The organism is Mycolicibacterium aurum, from assembly GCF_900637195.1.
Classification (GTDB): Bacteria; Actinomycetota; Actinomycetes; order Mycobacteriales; family Mycobacteriaceae; genus Mycobacterium; species Mycobacterium aurum.
In genome coordinates this window covers 3812218-3838061 of record NZ_LR134356.1, presented here as the reverse complement: position 1 = coordinate 3838061, position 25844 = coordinate 3812218, and the positions used below count along the sequence as shown (strand labels likewise).

Genomic DNA, 25844 nt, shown 5'->3' with positions numbered 1-25844 from the left:
ATGATCGGCGCACAGAAGGTCACCGAGATCGCGCTGGCCGAAGCACGTCGGTTGGGCCGCGCAGACGAGACCATCGTGGTGGTGACCGACCGGGTCGACGCGTCGCTGCGGTGGGCCAACAACACGATGACCACCAACGGTGAGTCGACGGGCCGCACCACGACCGTCATTTCGATTGTGCGACAGGGTGACGACGCCCACGTCGGATCGGTCCGGTCCAGCGCCGTGGACCCCGCCGCCATCACTGACCTGGTGGCGGCGTCCCAGCAGGCGGCGGCTGTCGCGCCGCCCGCGCGGGACAGCGCTCCGCCATTGCCCGGCGGGGACGCACCCGCCGACTGGGACCACCCCACGCCCCGCACGGGCGCCGAGGTGTTCGGCGAGGTGGCACAGGGGCTGACCCGCGGGTTTCGGGGCAGCGACACGCTGTTCGGGTATGCGCGGCACATCCTCGAGACCACGTTCGTCGCGACCTCCAACGGTCTGCGCCGCCGTTTCACCCAGCCCAACGGTTCGGTGGAGGTCAACGCCAAACGCGACGGAGCCAGCGCCTGGGTGGGCGTCGGGACACCCGACTTCACCGCCGTGCCAATCGATTCGATGCTCGACGATCTGGCGCTGAGGCTGTCGTGGGCGCAGCGCACCGTCGAGCTACCGGCGGGCCGGTACGAGACGATCATGCCGCCGTCGACTGTCGCGGACATGATGATCTACCTGTCGTGGACGATGGGCGGCCGAGGTGCCCAAGAGGGCCGCACCGCGCTGGCGGCGCCGGGCGGTGGCACCCGGGTGGGGGAGAGGCTGACGTCTCTGCCGTTGACGCTGTACTCCGACCCCGGTGCGCCCGGGCTGGAGTGCACCCCGTTCGTGACCGCGACCAGCTCGTCGGAGCGGTCGTCGGTGTTCGACAACGGACTGGCGATCGACCGGGTGGACTGGATCCGCGACGGTGTCATCAACGCGCTGGCCTACTCCAGAGCGGCGGCGGCGGAGTTCGATGCCCCGGTGGCGATGGGCGCGGACAACCTGCTGATGACCGGCGGAACGGCCAGCCTGCAGGACATGATCGCCGGCACCGAGCGCGGGCTGCTGCTGTCGACGATGTGGTACATCCGCGAGGTCGATCCGTCGGTACTGCTGCTGACCGGCCTGACGCGCGACGGGGTGTATCTGGTGGAAGACGGTCGGGTCACCGCCGCGGTGAACAACTTCCGGTTCAACGAGAGCCCGCTGGACCTGGTGCGGCGCGCCACCGAGGCCGGCGTCAGCGAGGTCACCTTGCCGCGCGAGTGGGGCGACTGGGCCACGCGGGCGCAGATGCCGTCGCTACGGATCCCCGACTTCTTCATGTCATCGGTCAGTCAGGCGCAATAATGCGGAAGTGACCTCTGTCGAGTTGCCGCAGCGACTGGCCCGTCTCGCCTCGTTGTCCTCGGGTGACGAGCGGGCCGACACCCTGATCCGGTTGACGTGTGGTCGGGCGTTGGCGCTGCCGCCGGTGCCCCCGCCCGCCGATGTGCCGGACGAGCGGACAGACAGGGAAGCGATCCTGGTGGCGTTTGCCGAGCAGTTCGCGGTGGACGTCACGGGTATCGGCGACAACCAGCGCGCCCGCTTCGTGGAAGCCTGGGGTGACGATGCGTTCCGCGTCGTTGTCGCCATCTTCCTCGCCGACTTCCTGCCACGGGTCTGGGCCGGGTGTGACGCGCTGGGGCTGGGCAGGCCCGGCTGGACGGCCGAGGTCGAGATCGACCGTGACGCCGATCCGGTCGCGAAGGTGCTCGGCGGATTCGTGCCCGCGGTGGCGCGACTGCACGAGCTCGATGCGGTGACCACGGAGGTGGTGCGGCTGCGCGGGGCGGAAGCGCACAACTGCCGGCTGTGTAAGTCGCTGCGTGAGGGGCATGCCCTCGACGCCGGTGGGTCCGAGGAGCTCTACGTCCAGATCGCCGAGTTCGAGTCGGCGCAGGGCTTGTCCGAGGCGCACAAGGCCGCGCTGCGCTACGTCGACGCGCTGATCTGGTCCCCGTCCAGCATCGATCAGGATGTCGTCGACGGTGTCCGCAGGCACTTCTCCGAGAAGCAGATGCTGGAGCTCACGCTGGACGTGATGCGCAACGCCGCCAACAAGATTGCGGTGGCGATGGCGGCCGACGCGCCGCGGGTGGCCGAGGGCACCGAACGGTACGAGGTCGACGAGCAGGGGCAGACGATATTCGCCTGACCGGCCGTATGCGACCATGGTGGCCGCGCACACGCGTCGGGGGCGGTAGCTCAGTCGGTTAGAGCCGTGGACTCATAATCCATTGGTCGCGGGTTCGAGCCCCGCCCGCCCCACGTCAGGACTGTATTAGGTCGGTTGATGGCTGACATTTCGTCTTCGGTTGATGGGCGACAGTGTTTCGGCTGATGCTTGACAGTTGCTTCGGCTGATCCTTGACACTCCCTGAATGAGGGAGTTGAGCGTGGCGGAGCAGCGGTATCAGGCTGTGTTGGCGGTGATCAGCGATGGTTTGTCGATTTCGCAGGTCGCGTCAAAGGTGGGGGTGTCGCGGCAGACGCTGCACGCCTGGTTGGCCCGGTATGAGGCCGAGGGCCTGGAGGGGTTGATCGATCGGTCGCATCGGCCGGCGTCATGTCCGCATCAGATGCCTGCGCAGGTGGAGGCGGCGTTGTTGGAGTTGCGGCGCTCGCGACCGTATTGGGGTCCGCGGCGTTTGGTGTTCGAACTGGGCAAGCGGGGTGTGACCCCGGTGCCCTCGGAATCGGCGGCCTATCGGGCGTTGGTGCGGGCACAGATGATTGATCCGCATCTGCGGGATCGACGCTCCCGCAAGTGGAAGCGGTGGGAACGCGGCGCGCCGATGGAGTTGTGGCAGATGGACGTCGTGGGCGGGGTGGCGTTGGCTGACGGGACCTCAGCGAAGGTGTTGACCGGCGTTGATGATCATTCCCGGATGTGCGTGTGTGCCACCGTGATGGCCCGGGAACGTACCAAGGCTGTGTGCGACGGGTTGCGGCATGCGCTGGCCACTTACGGGGCTCCGGCCCAGATTCTGACGGATAACGGCAAGGTGTTCACCGGTCGGTTCAACCATCCGCCGGTGGAGGTGCTCTTCGATGCGATCTGTCGTGAGCACGGGATCGATCACCTGCTGACCCAGCCGCGATCGCCCACCACCACCGGCAAGATCGAGCGGTTCCATCGCAGTGTGCGTATCGAGTTCCTCAGTGCCAATGGCGCTTTCAAGAATGCGAAGGTGGCGCAGCAGGCATTCGACGAGTGGGTGAGGTTCTATAACAGCGAGCGCCCGCATCAAGCGTTGCAGATGGCCACACCGGCATCGAAGTTCAGCGCCGGTATCGCAGCGCCGAGCGTGACGGTGTCGCTACCACCGCAGGAGGGGCTGGGCGCCGAACGAGCCGGTTCGGACTGGATCAGCCGCAAAGTGACCACCAACGGGGTGGTCTGCGTGTCCTGGCAACAGGTCAGCCTGGGTCGCCACTACGCGGGCTCACGCTGTGATGTCCACGTCGATGGTGAGCTACTGCGCTTCTACATCGGTGACGTTCTGGTCAAGACCGCTGCACGGAAAAGCACGGGAGAGGTAAGAAACAAACGGGCCCTACGCAGCCGCGTGGAGCCCTAGACACCAAACACCGAGTGTCAAGGATCAACCGAAGTAGATCCGTCAAGAATCAACCGAAGCTCAACAGCCCCACGTCAGGACAGCTAGTCGGTCTCGGAGCCGGACGCGGCTGTACCGCCGTCGCTGTCGGCGGGGGCGTCGCCACTGGCGGGTTCGACATGGTCCCCGTCCGCCGCGGCGTCCGCGCCGGTATCGGCGTCGGTCGTGACGTCGGCCTCGACCGCCTCCTCGACGACATCGGCATCGCCCTCATAGCCCTCATCGCCCTCGTCGACGACGGTCCCGTCGACGACATCGCCGGAGACGTCGTCCACCGGGTCCGGCGCGGTCTCGTCTGTCTCGTCGGCGTCGTCGGCGGACCCTGGTGATTCCTCGTGCGTGAGTCCGTCTGCCGGCGTGGCGGATCCGTCGTCAGATCGCACGTCGTCGGCGGGACTCGCCACGTCTGATTCGGCCGCGGACGCATCGCTGTCTACCGTCGCACGTTCCACCGCCGCCTCTGCAGCCTCTTCGCCGGCAAGCGATGTCGCCGGCAGCGGGAACGACGGAAGGGGCGGCAGCGGGAACGGGAACCAGCCGAAGTCCAGGATGTACTGGATCTCGGCGGTGATCCCGTTCCGAACACCGGTGACGGCGGTGTCGACGATGGTGCTGATTCCCTCGGCCCACACCGCGAGATTCAGTGGATCGTTGACCACAGGATCCAGGAAGTCGTAGACGAAACTGTCGACGACGGGCAGCACGAAATTCGGGTACCAGATCAGGATCTGGTCGGATATCAGATAGCCGAACGGGATCCAGTTGATCAACCACGGGCCCAGCTCCAGCGATACGTAGTTCGCCCAGTACCGCGTGAAGGCGTAGACGTCGTCGATGATGTCCGACGCCGTGTTCAGCACGGCCGGATCTTGCGCTGCCGCAGCGCTGATGCGCTCGTCGGGCGTGCGCTCGTCGGGTGTCCGCGCAACGGTGGCGGCCAGCGCCGTGTATGCGGTAGGCCCGAACGTCTCTGCGGGCGTGCCGGACTGGCGAACGATGGTCGGCAGCAGCAGCGGCTGCGGCCATGCCGCAGCCGCCTGACCGTCGGCGATCGGCAGTAGTCGGCCACTGCCCGCGGCGAACGCTACGGGAACTGTCATCGCTGCCGACGGGGGCGAAATCGGTTGTGGCGGAGGCGCGAATGCCAGCGCACTACCGGTCAGTGCCGTTGTTGCCGCGGCGAGTGCCGCGCGTGTGGACGCGTGCATACCGATCCCCATCCCGATGTCGACCCGCCCCGGCCCGACAGCTAATTTACGGGACGGTCACTTCGGCCGCGGCGATTCGCCGGAATTTCGGTCGCGGTGAAGATGAAGCGCGCCAGCGAGATCGCACCGGGCCTTCGTCACGTGTCCGTCGAGAGCACGTTGTCGACAAATCCGTGCACCTTGCGCCGCAGCTCGTGGATCTGTTGCTCGCGTATGCGGTGGAGGTCGGTGTCCTTGTGGAACGCGGGCGGCAGCCGCCGCACGTTGCGGGAGCAGCCGAAGTTCGCGCAGATCATGGTGCCGATCGTGTCTCCCTTACGGCCGGCGGCGCCGGCCCGGCGGACGGTGTACAGCACCGCCTCATCGGTGAGGTTCACGTCGTTGCACCACGTGCACATCGTTCGGCCCCGCGGCTTGACCGCTGCCCGGTTGAGCAGCAGCGCTGTCGGTCCTTGCGGCCGGTCGACCAGCAGGTAGGCCCGGCGCGGGATCTTGGGGTCGGTCCAGCCGTAGTACTCCAGCGTGCCGAACTCGACGGAGTCGAAGTCGGCGGCGAAGGTCACCCGCTTGACCTCGCTGCGGGTCGCGCCGCGGAAGGCGCCGAGAATCTGGTCACGGGTGAAGAAGTCCATTGGTGAAAACCATCCTGGAAAGGGCCACGCACGCGTGTGCGCGGCGGTGAGTGAGGGCATGACTGCGCCGCCGGCCCAAGGGTCGGCGACGGGGCGCGGTCATCTGATGTCGGCGCGAGCGCCGACGACCTCCTCGACTCGGATGTTCACCCCAGCGACGATACCGAGCGGCGTCGTCCTCGGCCACGCGATTTCGGGTTGAGGCCACGCTCGCGAACACGTGAAGGCGTGTCGCCGTCAACATCGGTGCACAGAACCCGAAATCCGTGTACAGATTCTTGAGGCATTGCTCTAGGCGACTGATGGCGCTGACGGCGATCACGACCTAGGAGCACCTGCTTGTGAAGATCACGTCCGCACTCGGCGCTGTGCTGGCCGCCACGCTCGTCCTGACCGGCTGCCAGGGCTCCGGCCAGGACTCGGAACAGGTATCTGCTGCCCCCAGCTACCCCTCGGGGCCGGTGACCATGACCGCGGGAGCCAACCCCGGAAGCGGCTTCGACATCACGATCCGCGCGGTCGTCGACGCCCTGCAGAAAGAGGGCATCGTCGAGGTTCCGCTGCCGGTGCAGAACCGCCCCGGCGAATCCGGAGCGACCTTTCTCGCCACCATGGTCGAGCAGTACCGAGGCGCCGACGACCAGATCTCCGTCACGTCGCTGTCGATGATGATGAACGAACTACGGGGCAAGTCCGAGTACGGCTACGCCGACGTCACGATGATCGCCGGGCTGATGACGGAGTACTTCGTCGTCGTCACCCGTCCCGACTCGCCGTTCAACAATCTGGCCGACCTGATGACGGCGATCAAAGCCGACCCCGCCGACGTGGACGTGGCCGCCGCCAACGACGATCAGGCGCCCTTCGACCTGCTGGTATCCGCGGCGGGCGGTGACCCGGCGGCCATCAGGTACATCCCCTTCGAAGGTGGTGGCGACCAGATCGCCGCGCTGCGCTCGGGCGACATCAGCGTGGCGATCGGCGGGGTCAGCGAGTTCATCGACCTGCTGACCGCGGGCGACTTGCAGGCTCTCGGTGTACTGGCCGAGGACAGGCTGCCCGGCCTGGACGTGCCCACCGCACGAGAGCAGGGGTTCGACGTCACTTTGTCGAACTGGCGTGGCCTCTACGGCCCGCCGGACATGCCGGACGTTGCCGTGTCGTACTGGCAGGACGCACTCGGGACCATGGTCGAATCCGCCACCTGGAAACAGATCGCCGAGCGCAACCAGTTCACCACCACCTACATGGTCGGTGACGAATTTCAGACGTTCCTGGCCGAGACACAGGCAGACGTCAAGACGGCCCTCGACGAGGCCCGCCGCTAGCGAGGCTCAGACGCGTGAGGTCAGGCCAGGGCCATGAACAACTTCTCCAGCTCAGCCTCGGTCATCGGCTGCTGGCCGTCGGCGGTTTCTCCGGTGAGGCATTCGCGCATCCCGGTCGCGACGATCTTGAAGCCGGCCCTGTCCAGGGCGCGCGACACCGCGGCCAACTGCGTCACTACGTCCTTGCAGTCGCGGCCCTGTTCGATCATGGAGATCACCCCGGTGAGCTGTCCCTGCGCCCGGCGTAACCGGTTGAGCACGGCCACAATTGCGTCCTCGTCACCCACCATGATGCGTTTTCCTCTCGACGTGCGGTAAAGCAATGGTACCCGCGGGGGTATTCCCGGAGGGGTGGCCGGCGTCGCCGACGATCATGGACCACCCTTCCAGTGCTCGATGCGGTGATGATCGGGTTCGAATCCGTGCTTCACGCCCCAGAGGACGGCCTGGGTGCGGCTGGCGACGCCGATCTTTCGGTAGATCGTGCGGATGTAGGACTTGATGGTGTTGGGGCTGAGGTAGGTCAACGTCGCGACTTCGGCGTTGCTCTTGCCCTGGGTGATCAGAGCCAAGATCTCCGACTCCCGGTCGCTCAGCCCTTCGCCGCGACCCGGCCAGTCGAGCCCGACGGCGCTGCGCGCCCGCGGCGGGACGTCGCTGACGACGGTCTCACCGGCATGCACCGACTCCAGGGCCGCCACCAGCTCGCGGGCGGGCAGCGTCTTGGACAGGTAACCGTGTGCCCCCTTCTGGCGGGCGCTCTCGATCAGGTCAGGGTGAAAGTTCCACGTGTACACGACAACTCGGCGGGCACGCGGATTCGCGACCAGGGCCGCGATCTCGTCGTGGTCGGCTTCCGGCTGAGCGAAGGAGTCGTAGAGCACGATGTCGACAGCGTCGTCGAGTGCCATGTTGGAGTCGATCTCGGCCACGACGACGCGGTCGCGGTATCGGTCGAACATGTTCGCCACGCCCATCAGGACGACGTCGTAGTCGTCGACGAGGGCAACCGTGATCGGACCGTTCGACGGCGATGTCATGGATGTCAGATTACCTACTTAGGGGTGTATCGACACCCCCCTTAGGGGTGTTGAACTGGCCTCAGTGTCGAGCAACCGCCCGACCGACCCGGTCCCAGCGCGCAGTCGGCGCTACCTCAGAAAGGCTCGCAGTCATGATCGGACTCATTCTCAGCATCATCGTCATCGGACTCATCGCAGGCGCTCTCGCCCGTCTGCTCGTTCCCGGCAAGCAGAACCTGTCGATCCCGATGACCATCGCTCTCGGCATCGTCGGCTCCTTCGTCGGCGGATTCCTCGGTTACCTGATCTTTCACAAAGACGCATCGCAGGGATTCCTCCAGCCCGCCGGGATCATCGGCTCGGTCATCGGTGCCGTCATCGTGCTGGTGATCTGGCTCCGTGTCGGCGGCCGCCGCTCGGTCAGCAACCGGTAAATCGTCTGGTACGCAGCGGAGATCGGCTCGAAGTCCCGGGTCGGTCTCCGCTGTGGACCGACATCGCACTCGCAACGGTTGTTCGTTCGTCGAGAGGGCAGCACCATGAATATCCACAAGCCCGGCAGTGCACCAGGAATCGGCTTCGGCACCGCCGAGAGCAGGGCCGGCCGCGTGGCCGTGGTGTCTGTCTGGGGAGACCTCGACGCGCTGACCGCACCTATGTTGGCCCGCGCGATCCGCTCCGCGGCGCAGCGCCAACCGGACGCTCTGATCGTCGACCTGTCCGCCGTGGGGTTCCTGGCGTCGGCAGGTATGAGCGTGCTCGTTGATGCGCACGAAGAACTCAGGCCGGCAGTGAGATTCAGGGTTGTGGCCGATGGCCCCTCGACCGGTCGCCCACTCGCACTGCTCGGGATCGACGCCCTGATCGCCGTGCATCGAACACTCGAGGCCGCGTTGGGCGGCGAGCTCTAGACGTTCTTCGAGGTGACCTGCTGCGGCGAGATCCTCAGGGCGACGCGGGGCTTGCGGCCCCGGGCGATCACCGCCTCGATGGTGGTGATGAGGACGAACTCGAAGCCGTACTTGCGTCGGATCAGCTGCTCGGCCCGCGACACGGCGTCGGGCGTGTCCTCGACGACCGCCGTGCCCAGCAACTCGGGCTCGACCGGGTCGACTTTCCCGGTACGGTTCGAACGCACCAGCACCACGCGGGGATCGTGCCGAACCCGCTTGACCTTCCAGGTGTCTGCAGGGGTCCAGACGACGAGATCTGGGCCGTCCTGGGCAATCCACATCGCCGACGCCACCGCACTGCCGTCGCGCCGGTACGTCACCAGAGACACGAATTTGGCGTCGCCCAGTTCGCGGGCCAGTTCCGTCGGAGTGGTCGATTCGTTGTGCACATGTCCACTATGCCCCGGCGCCGACCCGACGAATCGCTGCGTTGCTGATTGACCTGCGAGCGACTGGGCATACTGTCGAGCGATCGATGAACATCTGATCCCCACCAAGAAATCAGGTCTCACCCCATGGCGGACATCGTCGAACTCATCTATGCCGACCACGACTGGCTGCGCCGGATGTTCTTCCGGCTGGACGATGCGACCGACGCGGCGGATGTTGCAGCGATATGGGAGGTTCTCAGCACACGGCTGGACACCCATGCCGACGCTGAAGAGACGGTGTTCTATCCGGCGCTGCTCAAGCATGGCGGGAAGGACGATCCGGGAAATCCGGAAGGAGACCCCGTAGACGAGACCGAGGACGCCATCACCGATCACAACGCGATTCGCGACGCGGTCCGGCGGTCTCGCCAGCACACACCGGGCAGTGATGAGTGGTTCGACGCGGTGAACGCCGCGCGCAAGGAGAACGGCGAGCACCTCGACGAGGAGGAGCGGGAGGCGATGCCCGACTTCATCAAGAGTGCGTCTTTGGATCTTCGTCACAAGCTCGGGCTGCAGTGGCTGCGCTTCTACGCCGAGCATCAGGCGGGCAAAGGGATCAGCGGAGACGACGAGGACGCCGACGCCTACATCGAGCGCCACTCCTGAGCGCAGCGCGGCGGACCGCTAGATGGTTGCCGGCGACACCGCGCTGACCACGAATGTCGCCGCCTGCGCGGCGGTTCCGTTGTCCTTATAGGCAGAGTGTGCTGTCCGGTCGAGGCCGCCGGGGTAGCACACCGGGTCACCTGGGTTGCACAGTTGAAGCGTTTTCGCGACGTACTGGGGGCCGATCGCGATGGGCGGTGCGCTGTGGTCGACGAGCCCGAGGAACCACGGGTCAGGTGTGCCGAACAGCACGACGGCCGCGACGCTGGCGGCGTCCGCCTGCGGTAACGGCCCCGAGATCCCCGCGGGCAGCGTGTATCCGGCAGGCACGGCCGCCGCGGTGGTGTAGGCCGCGACCGCCGCGCCCTGCGAGTACCCGCCGAGCACGATCTTGGTGTCGGGGCAGCTGGCCACCGTCGATGAAATCTTGTCGCCGGCGTCGCCGACGCCCTGGGCCGCGGCCTGAAAGTCCAGCGACGCAGGGTAGTTCACGCCATAGGCATCGACAGTCTTTCCCGGCAGCTGCGCGGTGAGTGCGTCGACGAACGCCTGCCCGGTGGCCCCGACCCCGGGAGCCTCGAACGTCCCACGCGCGAACACGACCTCGACGTCCGGGCAGGACGAACCCGGTGCCGCGGCGGCGAGTCCGGCCGTCTGCGGAGCCATCAGCGCCGCCGCAGACACGGCGACGGCGGCCAGGGGGCGAAGCACCCAGGTACTGATGGGGGACTGAGAACCAGCGGTGCTCGTCATGGTCGTTCCTTCCGGAGGCAGGTTGATCGTGCTGATCAAGGGTCCCGTGGCCGGCACGGCAGCGCATCGACGCTGGCACCCCCGTCCGCCAAACGCCAACCACCAACTCCCATACCGGCTAGCAGGAACAGCGGTGGCGGGGCGGGGCTCTCGGGGAAGCCCGACAGTGAAGGTATTTCGGCCCTTCCTGCAGGTCCCGACAATGCCTAACGTCGCTGGGGTGGGGTAGATGGTCGCGGCGCGTGGCGACGAGGAGGGCGTATGCCAACGAGTGTGATGGTCGGATACGACGGATCACCGGCAGCCGCCGCGGCCATCACCGCCGCAGCGGCCCTGTTCCCGGACGCTCACGCCTGGGTGGCGCACATGTGGGCGCCGACCTCGGGTAGCCAGAGGTTGCGCCGCCGACTGCGCGCACGCGCACACAGCGCAGACGACCTGATCCGACTGCTCGAGCGCGAAGGCCAGCGGGAAGCCGACACGATCGCCGGGTCGGGGGTCGCCCTGGCGGCCGCCGCGGAGTGGGTCGCCGAGCCACTGGTCACGCGCGTCACCGAGTCGCCCGGTCTGCGGCTGGCTCAACTGGCCCAGAAGCTGGATACCGACGTGATCGTCATCGGCGACCGGGGGCTCGGCCACTCCAAGGCCGTCGTCGGCAGCGTCTCCGACATGGTGGTGCACTACGCGACGGTGCCGGTGCTGGTGGTGCCGAACCCGCTGCTGTCCGACGAATTCGCCGCGCTCACAAACGGTCCCGTGATCATCGGCTATGACGGTCGCGAGGGTGCCGAGACTGCCGTCGAGACGGCCAGACGGCTACTCCCGAATCGGCGAGTGCTGCTGGTCGTCGTGTCGGACGGCAACGACGACGTGTCGATCGGACCCGCCGCGACGGGGCTGGAGGTCCTGACCCTGCGCGAGTCCCATCGGTTCGGTACGCCGCGGGACCATGCCATCGCCGATGCACTCATCGCCTGCGCCGATGACCACGATGCCGCCGTCGTGGTCGTCGGTTCGCGCGGTCGGTCAGCTATGCGCGAGGTGCTGCTCGGCAGCGTCGCGATGGCTGCGGTGCAGCGGTCGCACCGTCCGGTACTCGTCGCACACCCCTGATCAGTTCAGCTGGGCTACCTTGCGGGCACGGTGGGACCGCAGGTTCGACGGATGCCGTCCCATCGCTGCGGCGATCTCCTGACGACGGGTCCGCACGGCCCGCCGGGCGATGCCGCGCATCATTTTCTGTTCCATCACGAAATGCGGGATGTCGAACCAGGCGTGACCGACAGGTCCTCCACTGCCGCGCACCAGCAGGCGGGTCCAACCACCCTCTCGGTGAAGTGTGAACGACCAGCAGCCGGAGGCCTTTTCGTGACGCCGCAATCGTTGGTAGTCGACCGGCGAGACCAGCACCAGATGTGACGGGGCCTCCACCGAGGCGACGACCTGCGGGCATCGGGACCGTATCGGCGGGCCAGCCACACCGTGTCCCCGACATGCAGGTGCTGCCACTCGGGGTGGACGAACTTCGCGTTGTGCATATCCGCGCCGACCGCACGCTCGAGGAGTGAATAGCTGTAGAACCCGGCGTGGTCCTCGCCGATCTGCGCCAGCCAGGGCCAGATATCGGGCCGCGGCGCATCGATGGTCACCGCCCTGGTGGTGCGCGGCACCCCGGACCCGACCAACTCGTCTCCGGGAAGGGGTGCGTCGATCTCATCTTGGCGCGCTCCCCAGTGATACATCCAGGGACGCACATGTGCTCGATAGAGTACGGCGATGCCGATCGCGGCCGTGACTGCCGCCAGTCTCGGATGCTGTTTACCCATGGCTGGATCGTAGGAAGCCGTCCGATGCTTCATTAGAGTCGAAGGTCATGTCAGCGGGCAATCCTGGCCGCGACGCCCGACCGAGGACTACCGGCCCTAGCGCGGCCGGGCAGGGCGCGACCACGCTGCAGGTATGGCGAACAAGGCGATGACACTTCTGGCGGCCACCGCACTGCTGTACGGGGCGCGAAGATATTTCGGCAACTGGGGGACCACCAAGGGCGAGTCCGAAGGGCCACTACCGGGGGATGGTCTGGTGCGTCAGCCGGTGTTGACGGCGACCGAAGCCGTGTGGATCGATTGTCCCGCCGAACAGGTGTGGCCGTGGCTGGTGCAGATGGGGCAGGACCGAGGCGGGCTGTACACCTTCGAAAAGCTGGAGAACCTGTTCGGGCTGGGCTATCACGATGCAGACCGCATCCATACGGAATGGCAGCAGCTGGCCGTCGGTGACCCCGTCAGACTCGTGCCGCGGGGCTGGTTCGGTATCGCCGACGGGATCGAACTGACGGTGGTCGACATCGATCCGACGCGGACGATCGTGTTGCGCGCCGAGGAGTCACAGCTGCCGTGGGACATCGTCTGGTCCTTCCACCTGTTCCCGCACGGAGACGACCGCTGCAGGCTGCTGGTGAGATCGCGATTGGCGCTACGCCACCCCGGTCAGGTGGCTTTCGCCGAATTCGCAGGCCCTGCAAGGGCTTTTGTCACCCGCGGCATGCTGACCGGTATCAAACGAAGGTCAGAACAGCGCCGGAGCGCCGGTGCGGTCACCGCGGATGTGCGTGTGGACGGCATCGCCCACGCCGCGGCTGCTCCTGGCGCCGGTGACCTTCGGCCCTAACCCATCCCAGCTGTCGCGGGTACCAACGGACTATGAACAACGCAGTGCACGCATCCGTCGTCAACGTCGACGTCACCACGCACGGAGAGTTTCCCGACGTCGTCGACTACGCACGCACCAAGATCGGCAGCCTCGGCCGGCTCACCAGTCGCCCCATCCTGCACGCGCACGTCCGATTGACGCGTCGAAAGAATCCAGCAGTCGAATTTCCCGTGGTGGCGCAGGCCAACCTCGACGTCCGTGGACACGTCGTGCGGGCCCAGGTCGAGGCCGCTACGGCGCACGAGGCAGTCGACCGGCTGGAGGCGCGGTTGCGGCGCCGACTCGAGCACCTGCGGGAACTGCGCGACGCGCCGAAAGGACCGGAGGCGGCGCCGCCCTGGCGCCACGGCGAGGTACGCGCTCACCGCCCACAATTCGTTCCCAGGGGAGCCGAGACGCGACGAGTCGTCCGGCGGAAGTCCTTCGCTATGGCGCCGTGCACGGTCGACGAGGCCGCCGCCGAGATGGAGATGCTGGACTACGACTTCCATCTGTTCACCGAAGTCGGTTCGGGCTGCGCGGGCGTCGTGTATCGAAGGGGATCGGAGGGATACCGGTTGGCGCTTGTGACCCCCACGCTCGCCGGTGACGTGGCGGCCTTCGGCGGGCCCGTCACCATCAGCCCGCATCCCGTACCGTGTCTGTCCGAGGACGCAGCGATGGAGCGACTGGCCCTGCTGGATCTGCCGTTCCTGTTTTTCATCGAAGCCGCCCAAGGCCGCGCCTGCGTGCTCTATCGCCGCTACGACGGCGATTTCGGGCTCATCACCCCTGCGGGATAGCCCCATGCGGACCCGGGTTGGTGAAAGGTCTTTCGGCGCGGTCGATGTGACCAACGCCCCGAGAACCCGGCCGCCTGACCGTCTTAGCGTTGACCGGAGGCTTCCTCACAGGCACCAACAACGGCAAGGAGCGCGAGATGACTCTTCCACCGGAATCGAGGCCGCACGGGATTGTGGTCGCCGTCGACGGATCACCCATGTCGCGGGAGGCGGCTGAGTGGGCGGCCAGGGAGGCTTCTCTGCGGCACGCAACGCTGACGATCGTCCACGCCGAGGCGGCCGAGGAGATGGCCTACTGGCTGGATGTGCCGATCACCGAAGAATACATGGCGGCCCGAGACCGCATGGCGGAGAAGGTGATCACCGACGCACTCGACGTCGTGAACGTCACGCTGACGGGAACCCGAGAGATCCCGGTCAGGACATCCATCCTGCGCGGGTCGAAGATGCCCGCCCTCATCGACATGTCCAAGGACGCGGACATGATGGTTGTCGGGTGCCGCGGCCTTCATGCGCTGCCGGGTCTGCTTCTGGGGTCCACGAGTTCCTCGCTGGTGCATCACGCGCACTGCCCGGTCGCGGTCATCCACGGCGATCACGGGTTGCCGTCCGATCGGCTCACGACGGCGCCGGTCGTCGTCGGCGTGGACGGATCCCCGGCGTCCGAGCTCGCTGTTGCGCTTGCCTTTGACGAAGCATCAAGGCGCGGAGTCGACTTGGTCGCTGTGCACACCTGGATGACCCTTGCGGATTTCGTCCTGCCGGTAACGGACGTGGAGATGGAGAACCAAGCCGACGAGGAGCTCGCCCAGCGGTTGGCAGGCAATTGCGAGCGGTATCCCGACGTCACGGTGCGGCGCGTCATCGGCCAGGACAATCCCATACACCGCCTGGTCGAGGAGTCACGCGAGGCGCAACTGCTGGTGGTCGGCAGTCACGGCCGCGGCGGATTCGCGGGTCTGCTGCTCGGATCTGTCAGCTGGGCGGTGGTGCAGGCGGCCCGTGTCCCGGTCATCGTGGCGCGTCAGTCCTGATCCGCGCTCAGCCGCGTGCGATGTGGCCCGCTGCGTCGAGATTGACCTCGATGCGCAGCAGCTCACCGTCACGGCGTTGGGTGGTCGGCCAGCCCGCGTCGCGCAACATGTCCCGAACCAGCTGGTTCTCCGCAAGTACGTCGGCGACAAAGTGGTTCACGCCAGACTCTTTGGCGATCTGGCCGAGGGCCATCAGCAGCGCGGTACCGACCCCGCGCTGATGCTGCCCGTGTGCCACCACGACCGCGACCTCTGCATATCCGGGTCGGGGAAGGCCGACGTAGTTGGCAACGCCGATCAGCTCACCGGATTCGAACGCCCCGATCGCGACGACGTGATCCGACGGCGCGGTCAGTGACAACGCCCACTCGCCGACGTACATCGGGTACGGCGTCAGGAAGCGCAGGTAGCGCTCTTCGGCATTCAAGTCGGCCACCAAACCGACGACCGCATCGTAGTCGCCGCTGTGGAGGCCGCGGATCGTCATGGGCGACGGGGTTCGATGGTCCATCCGGCCCGTCCCGCCCCCGTCAGATCCCCCGGTGGGTGTAGCGCCTGCCCTCATCGGCTGCCATCCTCCTGTCACTGACGAACCTAAGGTGAGGTCGCGCTCAGCGCAGCGAGGGCGTTCGGCTCCCGGCTCTCGGGACTTTCGGCTCTGCAGGGTGCCCGCCGGCGCACGCGATCATGTCTACAAGGGCACAGTCGGTTCCGATCACGATACGGAGTGCAACATGCAGACCTTCACTCTCGGCCTGGGCCGGTGGAGTCGCCTCTGGGCGGGCAACCCGCTGGTTCGGGTCAGCGACCGTATCGAGGCCGCCGCCACCGTGCTGGTCGTGTTCCTCGCGATCGTGGCGGTGCCTCTGGCCGCCGCGGCGGGCACCGCCGTACATGACGACCTGGCTCGCACCTTTGCCGCGGACAGGGCCACCCGGCACGAAGTCGACGCGGTAGCGGTGCAGGACAGCCGGGTGGTGGCCCAACCGTATGAGAGGCCCTATCTGACCGAAATTCGCTGGGACTTCTCCGGTAGCACACACCGTGAGGAAATCCGCACCGGCGAGATGAGGGCCGGTGACCACGTCACCGTTTGGGTCGATGATGCCGGTAATCGCACGCAGCGGGCGCTGTCGGACGAGGATGCCGCCGCGCAGGCGGTGATCGCCGCTCTTGCCCTGTGGGCCGCCGTCGCGGGCTCAGCGACCGCGGCGTGGGTGATTCTTCGGATGCGGCTGAACCACCTGCGTTTCCAGGCGTGGGACCGCGAGCTCGACGATCTGGCGGACAACGGCGGGCGAACCAACAACAACACACCGTGATACGGCTCAGCGCGAACTGACACCGAGGAGACGACCATGAAAGCTCCACCCATCAGCTCGACACCGCATAACGGGTTTTCGCTGATGCGGCGAACTCCGGTGCGCTGAAGGTGCTTCTCGCCATGGCGCCGTGATGACGCATCGGCATCCGCGGGTCGGGCCCGTCGTCGTCGGGGTCGACGGTTCCCATGCCGCCTTGAATGCCGTTCGGTGGGCGACCGCGGAGGCCGTTGCCCACGACCTTCCGCTGCGGCTCGTCCATGCGGTCAATGCTCCGGGTCCCACCGACTCGGATCTCGATGTCGTTCTGTCCCAGGCGGAGAACGCGTCGCGATCGGAGTCGAGGTCTGTACACGTGGACACGGTGCGGGTCGCCGGTGAGCCCGGCGCCATCCTGTTGGCCGAGTCCCACCGCGCGGCGATGGTCTGCGTCGGCTCCCGCGCGTCACAGTCCGGAGACCCTCCGGTGATCGGTCCGGTCGCGGAACTGCTGGCGAAGGAGGCAGCATGTCCCGTCGCGATCATCCGGACCCGGCTGGACGGCACCCCGCAGACCGATGGCGTGATATCGGTGGTCCTGTCAGACGAACCGGGCAACGACGACATGGTGCATGTCGCGATGCACGAAGGCCGGATCAGGCACGCAACCGTGCGGCTGATCGACCGCCGCGCCGACAGCTGGGTTCGTCGTTACCCGGACGTCCACGTGGAGACGGTCGCGGCGGGTACCGGCCACCAGTACTTCCGGCGTGACGCTGACGCCAGGGTGGGACTGGCCGTCGTCAGCCCGCATGACGGGCGCACTGTCGCCTCGTTCCCATCGCCGAATTGCCATCCCATCATCGGATTTCCCGAATGCTCGATGCTGATCGTCAGGTCATGACGATCAGCACCGATCACCAGGTGATGGCCTAGGCGCGGTCCCTCGCACGCCCTTCGGGTTCCGGACCCGTCCCGGCTTCGCAGAGCAAGAGGTCGAAACAGATGTCCCGAGACGCAGGAAAGTTTCCAGGGGCCAGCAGCTCCACGAGTTCGGGCGCCCGCTTGTGTGGCAACACCAGCAGCTGAATGCTCCGACGGTGCCGTGCCAGAAAGTTGAAGACGCTCCCGTGCGCGGCCGCGGCCTGCACGTCGAGTTCCGGATACCGCTGCCGCCACGGCCGCAGTCGTCGTTCCCAATGTGCCTTCACCGCGCGGTTTCCGTCTGAGGTGGCGTGAACATCGTGAATGTCGGTGTACCGCGCCTGCCACGTCGCGACGACGCGCAGTGTCGCACCGCGCAGAAGCGCCTCGTCGATCCCCAGTTGCAACGCACGCTCGCCCGACGGGGATTCATCGACCTCGGCAACCACCCAGCCGGGGCCGTCGGCCCGCGGCGGGTCTGAATGAATGACAGCCAGCGGGCATGCGAGCGACGCCGCCGCCACCGCTGTCACCGTCGAGCCGATCCGGCCGAGGCCGCCGTGGGTGACGCCACACGATCCCAGGCATACCACGGCGGCCGTGGGGGACTGCGCCTGTAGGACGAGACTCGGCCTGCCATAGACGATTTCGGATTCCATCTTCACAGACTTGCCGGTCGATTCGACCGCTGCGATCGCAGCGCGGACGGCGGTGTCGGCGGCGTCGTATGTTCCGGGGGCCAGATCCTTCTGTGGCCACACGGCGGACACCAGGTGCAAGGGGACGTCGCGGTGTGCTGCTTCATCGGCACCCCAAAGCGCAGCGGCGATCGCCGATCGAGATCCGTCGATACCGACGATCACGGCCTGCTCTGTGCGGTGCACGGGCTCAGTCCCTGATCTCGAGAACGTCCTCGACGGGCAGACGCGGTGTCGGCGGGCCGATATCGCCCTGGGAGGGCGCCGTGCCCACCCGAACGACAACCTGTGGGATCTTCGCGCCTCCGGTCAGCGCGGCGACGATATCCCGGCTCGCGGGTACCTCCGTGAGGTGAGACAGCGTGCATGTCGCGAACTCGGCCAGCGTCGCGTCGAGCAATACCGTGGAGAGCACCTCGCCGCACCGCAGGACGCTCCCGCGGGTTACGCCGTAGGTCGAAATCACAAGGACTTTGGCGTGATCCCTGGCGATCTCGCTACGACGCTCGGCGTGATCGACCGGGGGAAAATCGCGGCTGATGTCCACGCGGTCACTCTCTGCCGCGGATAGGAGGGCACCTGCCGGAATGCCCTCTGCAACGGCGACATCCCCTGTCCAACCGACCAGCTCGGCATGGTAGCGCGAATCATAGAGCCGCGAGGACTTGGCCAGTCGCGAGGCCTCGGCCAGCCGTGGTCGCGACTCATCGGCCACCACATCGACGGCGACGAAGCCGGAGTGCTCCGCGCGGCCGAGTTCGGTGACGAACATGTGCCATCCGCGCGGCTCCGCGAACGGCAGTCGGTCCGTGCGTCGCTGCAGGATGGCTTGTGCGCGCAGCCGATGCCCGTCGGCGACGAAGTCCATCGCGCTGAAGCCGACGGAGGCCAGATGATCGAGGTTGTTCGGATTGGGCAGTCTCTCGACGTAGGTCATCCATCCGCCCGCGGCCATGGCGACACGGAAGTGATCCAGGGCCGCACCGCAACTGATCACCAGCTCCCTGCCGCTGGTGTCGGTGTATTTGGGCGCCCGGCTCCTGTCCAGGAAGAGCTGGACCGAGTCCGTGGTGGCAACCCAGCGCCACGGTTGACTGTTGTGCAGTGACGGGGCGCGGCCTGCCAATGTGACGGCATCTTTGATGACATCGACGTCTACCGCCGCGTCGTTCATGTCGCACCTCCGGTACATGACATCACTTGTCGCACCTCAGCTGCGGATCACGGCAACCGGCGCCATCGCGGACTCCGCGACCGCGGTGCTGACCGACCCGAGCAACATCCCGGCGATCCCACCGCGCCCGCGGCTCCCGACCACCACGAGCTGCGCGTCCTTGGCTTCGTCGATCAACCAACGTGCGGGTCTGTCGCAGACGATGCGGCGACTCACATGCACGTCCGGGTACTTCTCCTGCCATCCGGCGAGACGCTCGGCAAGAATTTCGTGGCCTTCCTGTTCGTACTTGTGCCAGTCCATGCCGAGCAGCGGAAACACAGCGACATCGCTCCACGCGTGCAACGCGATGAGGTCCACGCCTCGGCGGGAGGCTTCGTCGAAGGCGAAAGCGATGGCGGCCTCCGATGCCGGGGACCCGTCGATGCCGAGCAGGACGGGACGGGAGCGGTCCGACTTTCTCACCACCCCCTCCTTTGCGACCACGACCGGGCATCTGGCGTGGTGCAGCAGGGTCCGGCTGACTGCGCCCAGTACCACCCCACCCACCGGACCCAGGCCCCGGCTGCCGATCACCATGATCCGTGCCGAGGCGGACGCCTCGGTCAACTCGGGGACGATGCCGTCGTGGCGGAGCCGGACATGCACCGGCGGCGCCGACGCGGCATCGACCGAGCCACGCACCGTTTCCCGGGCCTGCTCGATGACGTGTTTCGCGTTCTCTTCCTGCCATTCGGTGAAGCTCATGACGACCGACTCGATCGGCCAGGTGACCACGATGGGCGCCACGACGTGCATCAGCGTGATCGGGCACTGCCGCAAGACCGCCTCCTCGGTAGCCCACCGGAGCGCGGCGTGCGCCTCGGGGGAGCCGTCGATGCCCACGAGAATCCCGAGGTCGGTTGGGGACGTGGTCATGTGCGACTCCCTGTCTGTGCGAAATGGACCCGTGCCTGACCTCGACGCTATGGCCGAGGCCACCCCCGGCGGAGGGGCCTTTGGTCACCAAGAGGGTCGCCGTCGGTCCTCGCCGCGCCGGTCACGCGCATCGAGGTCGCACCACCAGGGCCGACGATGCACTGTGCGGGAAGAGGGCGTGCCCGTGACCCACGATGTCGGCGACCTCGCCGGCCTCGCTGCTACCGATCACCGCCAGAAGCACGTGCTCGTGATGCTTTTTGAGAAAATGGGTGACCTCGGCCCGGTTGGCGATCGGGTAGACGCGCACGTCCGGATAGCGGGACTTCCAGTCGCCGATCTCGCGCTCGAGCGCGGCGTGTGACTCCGGCCGTCCGTCGGTTCCGAGCAGCAGCACCGGCGCCTGACGAATGGTCGCCTCCCGCATCGCCTGCTCCACGACGGCGTGGTTGTCGGGCTTCTCGTTGTCCGCAACGATGATCCATCCGGAGTCGTGGTGGGTTCCCGCGTCGGAGTCCGGTCGGATCACCGCGACGGGGCACGCGGCCTTCTCGGCCAGCTCCGCAGCGACCGATCCCAGAATCGATCGGGCATAGCGTCCGATGCCGACAGATCCCACACAGACCATCTGCGCCTGCGACGACGCATCCACCAGGGCCGCCGCAGGAGGACCGTCCACGACGGCGGTCTCTATCGTGACGGGCGTTCCCATGGCCTCTATGGCGGTGCGGGCCTCGTGCAGACAGGCATGGCCCTTTCGGACGTCCTCGGCGTACTCGGCCGCACTGTGCGTCGTCTTGGTCACGTAGACCAGACGCAGCGGGGCGTCTCTGCCCGCCGCCTCCTGGACCGCCCAGTATGCGGCGGTCATCGCCGTCGTGGACCCGTCGATCCCCGCGATCACCGGCAGCGTCGCTGCATTCATGTTGTCCTCCTGTCACTTTCGCCCATGTGTCTGAGTGCGTCGCGCCTCGGCGGACCCACGGTCGGGCTCGGCGAGGGTGAAGTAGTTCTCCTCCTCCTGGAGGAAATGCAGCTGGACGACGGCGAAGAGCCCGTAGAGGCACGCGAGCAGGTCGTCGACCTGCTCCTGCTGGATTCCGCCGCCGGACGTCGCAAGGTCGACATGTGTTGCGATCCGGTCGGAAAGCCGCTGGATCTCGGCATGGGCCCGACTCATGGTGGCGGTCGTCTCACCACCGCCGAGGGGCCTGGCCAGGGCCGGATACAACTCGGATTCTTCGGCCGACTCGTGCGGCAGCAGCTGATCACGAAGAAAGGTGTGCGCCTTGGTGAGCACGGCGAGTGCGTGAGGATCTCCCGCGACCACGAGATCGGCCGCGTCGCGCAGCAGCAGGACCGCGTCGCGTAATTCGTCGTGTTCATCGGCGAATCGGCGCAACAGATCTCCGGTGTCTGCCAGCAGATCGACCTTCGTGGCGGGGTCACCGCGCAACGCGCGCAGGGCGTTGAGAATCACCGCCACGTCGATCACTTCCTGGACCAGGGCTCCCCACGCCGGCGCCAGCCACCCGGCGGCGGCGACCGCCATGGCCACGAGTGACAGCGCCATCCCCGCGACGGCGCTCTGCAGCGCGATCCGGCGGGACCACCGTGCGATGTCCATGGCGTCGGCAAGGCGGTCGAGGCGATTGGTGGTCAGGACGATATCGGCGGCTTCCGACGACGCGGTGGCACCGCGAGCGCCCATGGCCACACCCACGGTCGCGGTGGCCAGCGCGGGTGCGTCGTTGACCCCGTCGCCGACCATGACGGTCACTGCCGACGCGCGTTCTCGGGTTACCGCGGCAACTTTGTCGGCGGGGCTCTGCTGCGCGTACACCGCGTCGAGCCCGAGCACCGCGCCCACCTCACGGGCCGGATCGGGCCGGTCGCCGGTCAGCATGACCACTCTGCGGAGTCCGGCGTCGCGCAACCGCCTGATAGTCCTGGGAGCGTCGCGGCGCAGCGGGTCGCGCAGCAGGATCGCCCCGGCGACCTCGTCGTCGACCTCGACCCAGGCGATCGCGGCGGAGTCCAGCCGCGCTCGATTGACGGCCCCTCGCGTCCACGGTGCGGTGAGCGCCTCAGCAGGTAGCTTCCCCACGCGGACGCGGCGGCTCTCAACAGTGGCGCTCGCGCCCTGCCCGGGCTCTTCGACCACGTCGGCGGGCAGCGTCAGGACCAGATTCCGCGCGAGTGCTTCGGTGACGATCGCTTCTGCCAGCACGTGACCGGACATCTGATCCACCGACGCGGCAATCGTCAAGACCTCGGCGGCGTCACGGCCGGGAGCGCTGAGCACCGCGACGACGGTGGGGCGCCCCTCGGTGAGGGTTCCTGTCTTGTCGAGCACCAACGTCGTTGCGCGGCCCAGGTTTTCCAGCGCTCCGCCGCTGCGGATCACCACCCCACGGCGCGAAGCACGCGACAGACCGGAGACGATCGCCACCGGCGCGGCGAGCAGCAGAGGGCACGGGGTGGCGACCACGAGTACCGCGACCGCGCGGACAGCCGAGCCGCTGAGCGCCCACGCCGCACCTGCCGTGACCAGCGTCAAAGGCAGGAACCAGGCGGCCAACCGATCAGCGAGCCGAACGATGGGTGCGTTCTGCGCTCCGGCCTCCTCGGCGAGGCGCACGATGCCGGCGTAGGTGCTGTCGGCCGCGCCGGCCGCCGCACGCATCTCGAAATTGGAGCCCGCATTGACGGCGCCGCTTCGCACCGGTTCGCCGGGCGCGCGCTCCACGTTCAGCGCTTCACCCGTCAGTACCGATTCGTCGAGGACGGCCACCGACCCGAGGACCCGACCGTCGACGGGAACCACCTCACCGGTGCCCACCACGAGGATGTCGTCCACCGCAACCTCTTCCAGCGGAACGACATCGACCGCTGATCCGACCCGGCGGCGGGCGAACTTCGGCGCGTGCGCCAGAAGCGCCCGTAGGTCGTGAGTGGCCCGACGCTCTGCTGCGGCCTCGAGCGCGCGGCCGCCGGCGAGCATTACCGCGATCACCGCTCCCGCGAGATACTCGCCCACCAGCAGCGTCCCGACCAGTGACAGCACCGCGATCAGGTCGACACCCACCCGTCCCCGCCGCAGTGTCGCGATCACCCACCACACCGCAGGCAGCAGGGCGAGCACCGTTCCCGCGATCCACAACTCGTCGGCGAGCGCGCGATTGCCGGCGAGCCACGCGGCGGCTCCCGTACCGAGGGCGACGACGGTGACCGCGGCCAGAGCCGGCTCGGCATACCGCCGTGCGCGGTTGAGCAGCTCGCGCGGCGCCACGATGGCTTCCGGCTCACCGCGGGCGCTAGCGGGGACGGTTGTCATCGCGCAGCTTCGAGCAGAACCCGTCGCTCGGCAGCAGCGACGACGCGACGGGTGGCGTCCACGGCGTCGGGGTTCACCGACACCGACGTGATGCCCATCCGGACCAGGTATTCGGCGAATGCCGGGTTGGTCGACGGCGCCTGGCCGCACAGCGATGAGGTGATGTTGAACTTGTTGGCGGTCTGGATGATCCGGCGAATGGCGTGCAGGACCGCCGGATCCGATTCGTCGAACAGCTCCGCGCAGACGTCGGAGTCACGGTCGACGCCCAGGACGAGCTGGGTCAGGTCGTTGCTGCCGATGGACACGCCGTCGATGCCCATCCCGATGTATTCGGGCAGCCAGTGCACGACCGACGGCACTTCGGCCATCACCCAGCGATGGAGCCCCCGCTGCCGGCCCAGCGGGCTTGTGTCGACGAGCGACAGGCATTCCTCCAGTTCCCATTTGGTCCGTACGAAGGGGATCATGAGCGCGACATTCGGTGACTGCTCGCGGACGCGGGCCAGCGCTTCGAGCTCGAGCGCGAAGAGATCGGGCTCCTTGACGTAGCGGTAGCAGCCGCGGTAGCCGATCATCGGGTTGTGCTCTTCGGGTTCGAAGGCTTCTCCACCCTTGAGTCCACGGAACTCGTTGCTGCGGAAGTCGGTGGCCCGGTACACGACCGGACGCGGATTGAACGCGGCGGCGATCCGGCCGACCGACGACACCATCCTGTCCACCAGGACCCGCTGTTCACCGCGCGCGATGAGGTCGCGGGGGTGACGGCCATCCAGGGCCTCGGTGAGCATGAACTCGGCGCGCAGCAGCCCCACACCATCGGTGTGCTGTGCCGCAACGGATTCGGCGGAGTCTGCCATGGCGAGGTTGACGTACACCTTGGTGCCGGTGACCGGACTCTCTGCGGCGGTGGGTGCGGAAACGCGCGGAGACGTCTCGGTTGCGGACTCGGGCCGGATACGCCCCGCGATCACTTCACCACGGCCGCCGTCGACGGTGACCGTCGTGCCGTCGTGGAGGTCCCTGGTCGCGGTGCGGGCACCGACGATGCACGGGACGCCCAGCTCGCGAGCCACGATTGCGGCGTGACAGGTCATACCGCCGGTGTCGGTGACCAGTGCGGCAGCTCTGCGGATGGTGGGTAGCCAGTCGGGATTCGTCATCCGGGCCACCAGGATCTCGCCGTCGGTCAGACGCCCTCCCTCGTCCGGTGTGTTCAACACGCGTACCCGGCCCGACGCGGCGCCGGGGGCGGCTGCGAGCCCGCGTGCCAACACCACTCGCTTCTGCGCCGGCGCCGGCGCCGGCGTCACATGGCCCAGCGTGGTGATCGGCCGGGCCTGCACCAGGAATGCCTTGCCGCCGGCCAGGGCCCACTCGGTGTCCTGGGGACAGCCGTTGTGCCGCTCGATGGCGATCGCCAGTTCGGCGATCGATCGGAGTTCGTCGTCGGTCAGGACGCGGGAATCCGCCTGCGTGTCATCGAGGTCCACGGTGGTGTCATGCCCGTCCCCGCCGCGGACGATCTTGAACGACTTGTGGCCGATGCGGATGTCCAGCGGCGCGAGCGTCTCCTTCGACACGATGTAGGTGTCGGGCTCGACAGACCCGGACACGACAACCTCGCCGAGACCGAACGCCCCCTCGATGATCACCCGGTCCAGGGCGCCGGTGCTCGGGTCGGCGGTGAAAGCGACACCGGCCTTCTCGGAGTCCACCATCTGCTGGATGACGACGGCCATCGCAGGTTCGCCGGTGAACCCACGGCTGGAGCGGTAGGTGATCACCCGCGGGCTGAACAGTGACATCCAGCAGCGCACGACGGCGTCGATGAGCCCTTCGTCACCGCTGACGTTGGTGATCGTCGCGTTCATGCCGGCGAACGACGCGTCCGCGCCGTCTTCGCCGGTGGCCGACGAACGCACCGCGACGACCGCGCCCTGGCCGAGGACCCGGAAGGCGTCGAGGATCATGTGGCGGATTGCGTCGGTGACTCCCGCCTTGACCACCAGTGCCTGCATCCACTCGCTCAGCTCGGTGAGCCGGTCGTTGTCGGTGATCGCGTCGAGCGCCTCGCGGTGCAATGCGGCCAACTCCGACTGCACGCCTGCCGCTCGCATCGAGTCGCGGTAGCACGCCCGCAGGAGAACGAATCCCGGCGGCACGGGCAGACCCGCGGCGACGAGTTCGCCCATGTTCGCACCTTTGCCACCTGCTTCTTCGGCATCGGCGATCGTCAACGTCGAGATGTCGCGGATGTAGTCGTCCGGGCTTCCTGCGTCCATAACCACAGCCTTCGCCGACACGCAGAGTCCCGGATAGCGTCCGACGGTCGCTCA

At 67.3% G+C, this 25844-nt stretch carries 27 protein-coding genes, 1 tRNA gene and 1 pseudogene; 14 read left to right on the top strand and 15 right to left on the bottom strand.

Translation table 11 applies throughout. The features are described from left to right. From EL337_RS17925 to EL337_RS17910, 4 genes are all read left to right on the top strand, one after another. Positions 1 to 1374, top strand: coding sequence for a metallopeptidase TldD-related protein (locus EL337_RS17925; RefSeq protein WP_048633034.1), 1374 nt, complete (start codon positions 1 to 3; stop codon positions 1372 to 1374). Positions 1375 to 1381: 7 nt separating this feature from the next. Further along, a complete protein-coding gene (locus EL337_RS17920) occupies positions 1382 to 2224 on the top strand; it encodes a carboxymuconolactone decarboxylase family protein (RefSeq protein ID WP_197724124.1) in 843 nt (280 codons plus the stop codon). Between the two features lie 39 nt (positions 2225 to 2263). Further along, positions 2264 to 2337, top strand: a tRNA-Ile gene (locus EL337_RS17915). A gap of 113 nt (positions 2338 to 2450) precedes the next feature. Then, the gene (locus EL337_RS17910) at positions 2451 to 3650 is read left to right on the top strand and encodes an IS481 family transposase (protein ID WP_048633033.1); all 1200 of its coding nucleotides are present in this window, start codon (positions 2451 to 2453) and stop codon (positions 3648 to 3650) included. A gap of 83 nt (positions 3651 to 3733) precedes the next feature. Here EL337_RS17910 and EL337_RS17905 read toward each other — a convergent pair whose 3' ends face one another. Together EL337_RS17905 and EL337_RS17900 are read right to left on the bottom strand one after the other, a co-directional pair. Next, positions 3734 to 4897: a hypothetical protein gene (locus tag EL337_RS17905; RefSeq protein ID WP_157866322.1), complete on the bottom strand. Its 1164-nt coding sequence runs from the start codon at positions 4895 to 4897 to the stop codon at positions 3734 to 3736. Positions 4898 to 5034: 137 nt separating this feature from the next. Beyond that, positions 5035 to 5529 (bottom strand): FBP domain-containing protein, encoded by a 495-nt coding sequence (locus EL337_RS17900; RefSeq protein ID WP_048633031.1) that lies wholly within the window; start codon positions 5527 to 5529, stop codon positions 5035 to 5037. Positions 5530 to 5870: 341 nt separating this feature from the next. On the opposite strand from EL337_RS17900, the gene EL337_RS17895 reads away from it, so the two are divergent. Then, a complete protein-coding gene (locus tag EL337_RS17895; RefSeq protein WP_083443111.1) occupies positions 5871 to 6857 on the top strand; it encodes a tripartite tricarboxylate transporter substrate binding protein in 987 nt (328 codons plus the stop codon). A gap of 20 nt (positions 6858 to 6877) precedes the next feature. On the opposite strand, the gene EL337_RS17890 is transcribed toward EL337_RS17895, so the two are convergent. Continuing rightward, a complete protein-coding gene (locus EL337_RS17890; RefSeq protein ID WP_048633030.1) occupies positions 6878 to 7147 on the bottom strand; it encodes a metal-sensitive transcriptional regulator in 270 nt (89 codons plus the stop codon). 81 nt (positions 7148 to 7228) lie between these two features. Beyond that, complete coding sequence (locus EL337_RS17885; protein WP_048633029.1) at positions 7229 to 7897, bottom strand: response regulator transcription factor; 669 nt, start codon at positions 7895 to 7897, stop codon at positions 7229 to 7231. Between the two features lie 134 nt (positions 7898 to 8031). On the opposite strand from EL337_RS17885, the gene EL337_RS17880 reads away from it, so the two are divergent. Further along, positions 8032 to 8313, top strand: coding sequence for a GlsB/YeaQ/YmgE family stress response membrane protein (locus tag EL337_RS17880; RefSeq protein ID WP_048633028.1), 282 nt, complete (start codon positions 8032 to 8034; stop codon positions 8311 to 8313). A gap of 105 nt (positions 8314 to 8418) precedes the next feature. Beyond that, positions 8419 to 8790 carry an STAS domain-containing protein gene (locus tag EL337_RS17875; protein ID WP_048633027.1) on the top strand — a complete coding sequence of 124 codons (372 nt, stop codon included), beginning with the start codon at positions 8419 to 8421 and terminating at the stop codon, positions 8788 to 8790. On the opposite strand, the gene EL337_RS17870 is transcribed toward EL337_RS17875, so the two are convergent. Beyond that, positions 8787 to 9221, bottom strand: a complete 435-nt coding sequence (locus EL337_RS17870) for a PPOX class F420-dependent oxidoreductase (RefSeq protein ID WP_048633026.1) — start codon at positions 9219 to 9221, stop codon at positions 8787 to 8789. The genes EL337_RS17875 and EL337_RS17870 overlap by 4 nt on opposite strands. Before the next feature lie 126 nt (positions 9222 to 9347). Between EL337_RS17870 and EL337_RS17865 the strand changes: the two genes are divergently transcribed. After that, entirely contained in the window at positions 9348 to 9872 is a 525-nt protein-coding gene (locus EL337_RS17865) for a hemerythrin domain-containing protein (protein ID WP_048633025.1), read from the top strand. 18 nt (positions 9873 to 9890) lie between these two features. On the opposite strand, the gene EL337_RS17860 is transcribed toward EL337_RS17865, so the two are convergent. Beyond that, the gene (locus EL337_RS17860; protein WP_048633154.1) at positions 9891 to 10625 is read right to left on the bottom strand and encodes a cutinase family protein; all 735 of its coding nucleotides are present in this window, start codon (positions 10623 to 10625) and stop codon (positions 9891 to 9893) included. Positions 10626 to 10886: 261 nt separating this feature from the next. Here EL337_RS17860 and EL337_RS17855 point away from each other — a divergent pair, with 261 nt between their 5' ends. After that, positions 10887 to 11738 carry a universal stress protein gene (locus EL337_RS17855; RefSeq protein ID WP_048633024.1) on the top strand — a complete coding sequence of 284 codons (852 nt, stop codon included), beginning with the start codon at positions 10887 to 10889 and terminating at the stop codon, positions 11736 to 11738. Here EL337_RS17855 and EL337_RS17850 read toward each other — a convergent pair. Next, positions 11739 to 12451, bottom strand: a pseudogene (locus tag EL337_RS17850) (hypothetical protein). It abuts the gene before it with no gap. A 133-nt stretch (positions 12452 to 12584) separates the two neighbouring features. On the opposite strand from EL337_RS17850, the gene EL337_RS17845 reads away from it, so the two are divergent. The 3 genes from EL337_RS17845 (at position 12585) to EL337_RS17835 (ending at position 15153) form a co-directional block, all read left to right on the top strand. Further along, positions 12585 to 13295, top strand: a complete 711-nt coding sequence (locus EL337_RS17845; protein WP_048633023.1) for an SRPBCC family protein — start codon at positions 12585 to 12587, stop codon at positions 13293 to 13295. Positions 13296 to 13327: 32 nt separating this feature from the next. Continuing rightward, positions 13328 to 14119: a ribosome hibernation promotion factor gene (locus tag EL337_RS17840; protein WP_048633022.1), complete on the top strand. Its 792-nt coding sequence runs from the start codon at positions 13328 to 13330 to the stop codon at positions 14117 to 14119. 137 nt (positions 14120 to 14256) lie between these two features. Further along, positions 14257 to 15153 carry a universal stress protein gene (locus tag EL337_RS17835; RefSeq protein WP_048633153.1) on the top strand — a complete coding sequence of 299 codons (897 nt, stop codon included), beginning with the start codon at positions 14257 to 14259 and terminating at the stop codon, positions 15151 to 15153. A gap of 7 nt (positions 15154 to 15160) precedes the next feature. On the opposite strand, the gene EL337_RS17830 is transcribed toward EL337_RS17835, so the two are convergent. After that, complete coding sequence (locus EL337_RS17830; RefSeq protein WP_048633021.1) at positions 15161 to 15640, bottom strand: GNAT family N-acetyltransferase; 480 nt, start codon at positions 15638 to 15640, stop codon at positions 15161 to 15163. A 247-nt stretch (positions 15641 to 15887) separates the two neighbouring features. On the opposite strand from EL337_RS17830, the gene EL337_RS17825 reads away from it, so the two are divergent. Then, positions 15888 to 16475, top strand: coding sequence for an Rv1733c family protein (locus EL337_RS17825; RefSeq protein ID WP_048633152.1), 588 nt, complete (start codon positions 15888 to 15890; stop codon positions 16473 to 16475). Between the two features lie 52 nt (positions 16476 to 16527). On the opposite strand, the gene EL337_RS29070 is transcribed toward EL337_RS17825, so the two are convergent. Then, a complete protein-coding gene (locus tag EL337_RS29070) occupies positions 16528 to 16737 on the bottom strand; it encodes a hypothetical protein (protein ID WP_232786828.1) in 210 nt (69 codons plus the stop codon). On the opposite strand from EL337_RS29070, the gene EL337_RS17820 reads away from it, so the two are divergent. Continuing rightward, positions 16672 to 17358, top strand: coding sequence for a universal stress protein (locus tag EL337_RS17820; RefSeq protein ID WP_232786822.1), 687 nt, complete (start codon positions 16672 to 16674; stop codon positions 17356 to 17358). The two genes, EL337_RS29070 and EL337_RS17820, sit on opposite strands and share 66 nt — an antisense overlap. Before the next feature lie 28 nt (positions 17359 to 17386). Here EL337_RS17820 and EL337_RS17815 read toward each other — a convergent pair whose 3' ends face one another. From EL337_RS17815 to ppsA, 6 genes are all read right to left on the bottom strand, one after another. After that, positions 17387 to 18262 carry a universal stress protein gene (locus tag EL337_RS17815; RefSeq protein ID WP_048633019.1) on the bottom strand — a complete coding sequence of 292 codons (876 nt, stop codon included), beginning with the start codon at positions 18260 to 18262 and terminating at the stop codon, positions 17387 to 17389. Positions 18263 to 18266: 4 nt separating this feature from the next. Beyond that, positions 18267 to 19250, bottom strand: a complete 984-nt coding sequence (locus EL337_RS17810) for an Acg family FMN-binding oxidoreductase (protein ID WP_048633018.1) — start codon at positions 19248 to 19250, stop codon at positions 18267 to 18269. A gap of 36 nt (positions 19251 to 19286) precedes the next feature. Continuing rightward, complete coding sequence (locus EL337_RS17805; protein ID WP_048633017.1) at positions 19287 to 20168, bottom strand: universal stress protein; 882 nt, start codon at positions 20166 to 20168, stop codon at positions 19287 to 19289. A gap of 121 nt (positions 20169 to 20289) precedes the next feature. Next, the gene (locus EL337_RS17800; RefSeq protein WP_048633016.1) at positions 20290 to 21093 is read right to left on the bottom strand and encodes a universal stress protein; all 804 of its coding nucleotides are present in this window, start codon (positions 21091 to 21093) and stop codon (positions 20290 to 20292) included. A 12-nt stretch (positions 21094 to 21105) separates the two neighbouring features. Then, the gene (locus tag EL337_RS17795) at positions 21106 to 23505 is read right to left on the bottom strand and encodes a heavy metal translocating P-type ATPase (RefSeq protein ID WP_083443109.1); all 2400 of its coding nucleotides are present in this window, start codon (positions 23503 to 23505) and stop codon (positions 21106 to 21108) included. Continuing rightward, positions 23502 to 25790 carry a phosphoenolpyruvate synthase gene (gene ppsA, locus EL337_RS17790; protein WP_048633015.1) on the bottom strand — a complete coding sequence of 763 codons (2289 nt, stop codon included), beginning with the start codon at positions 25788 to 25790 and terminating at the stop codon, positions 23502 to 23504. The genes EL337_RS17795 and ppsA overlap by 4 nt, the downstream gene beginning before the upstream one ends. Positions 25791 to 25844: the final 54 nt, after the last annotated feature.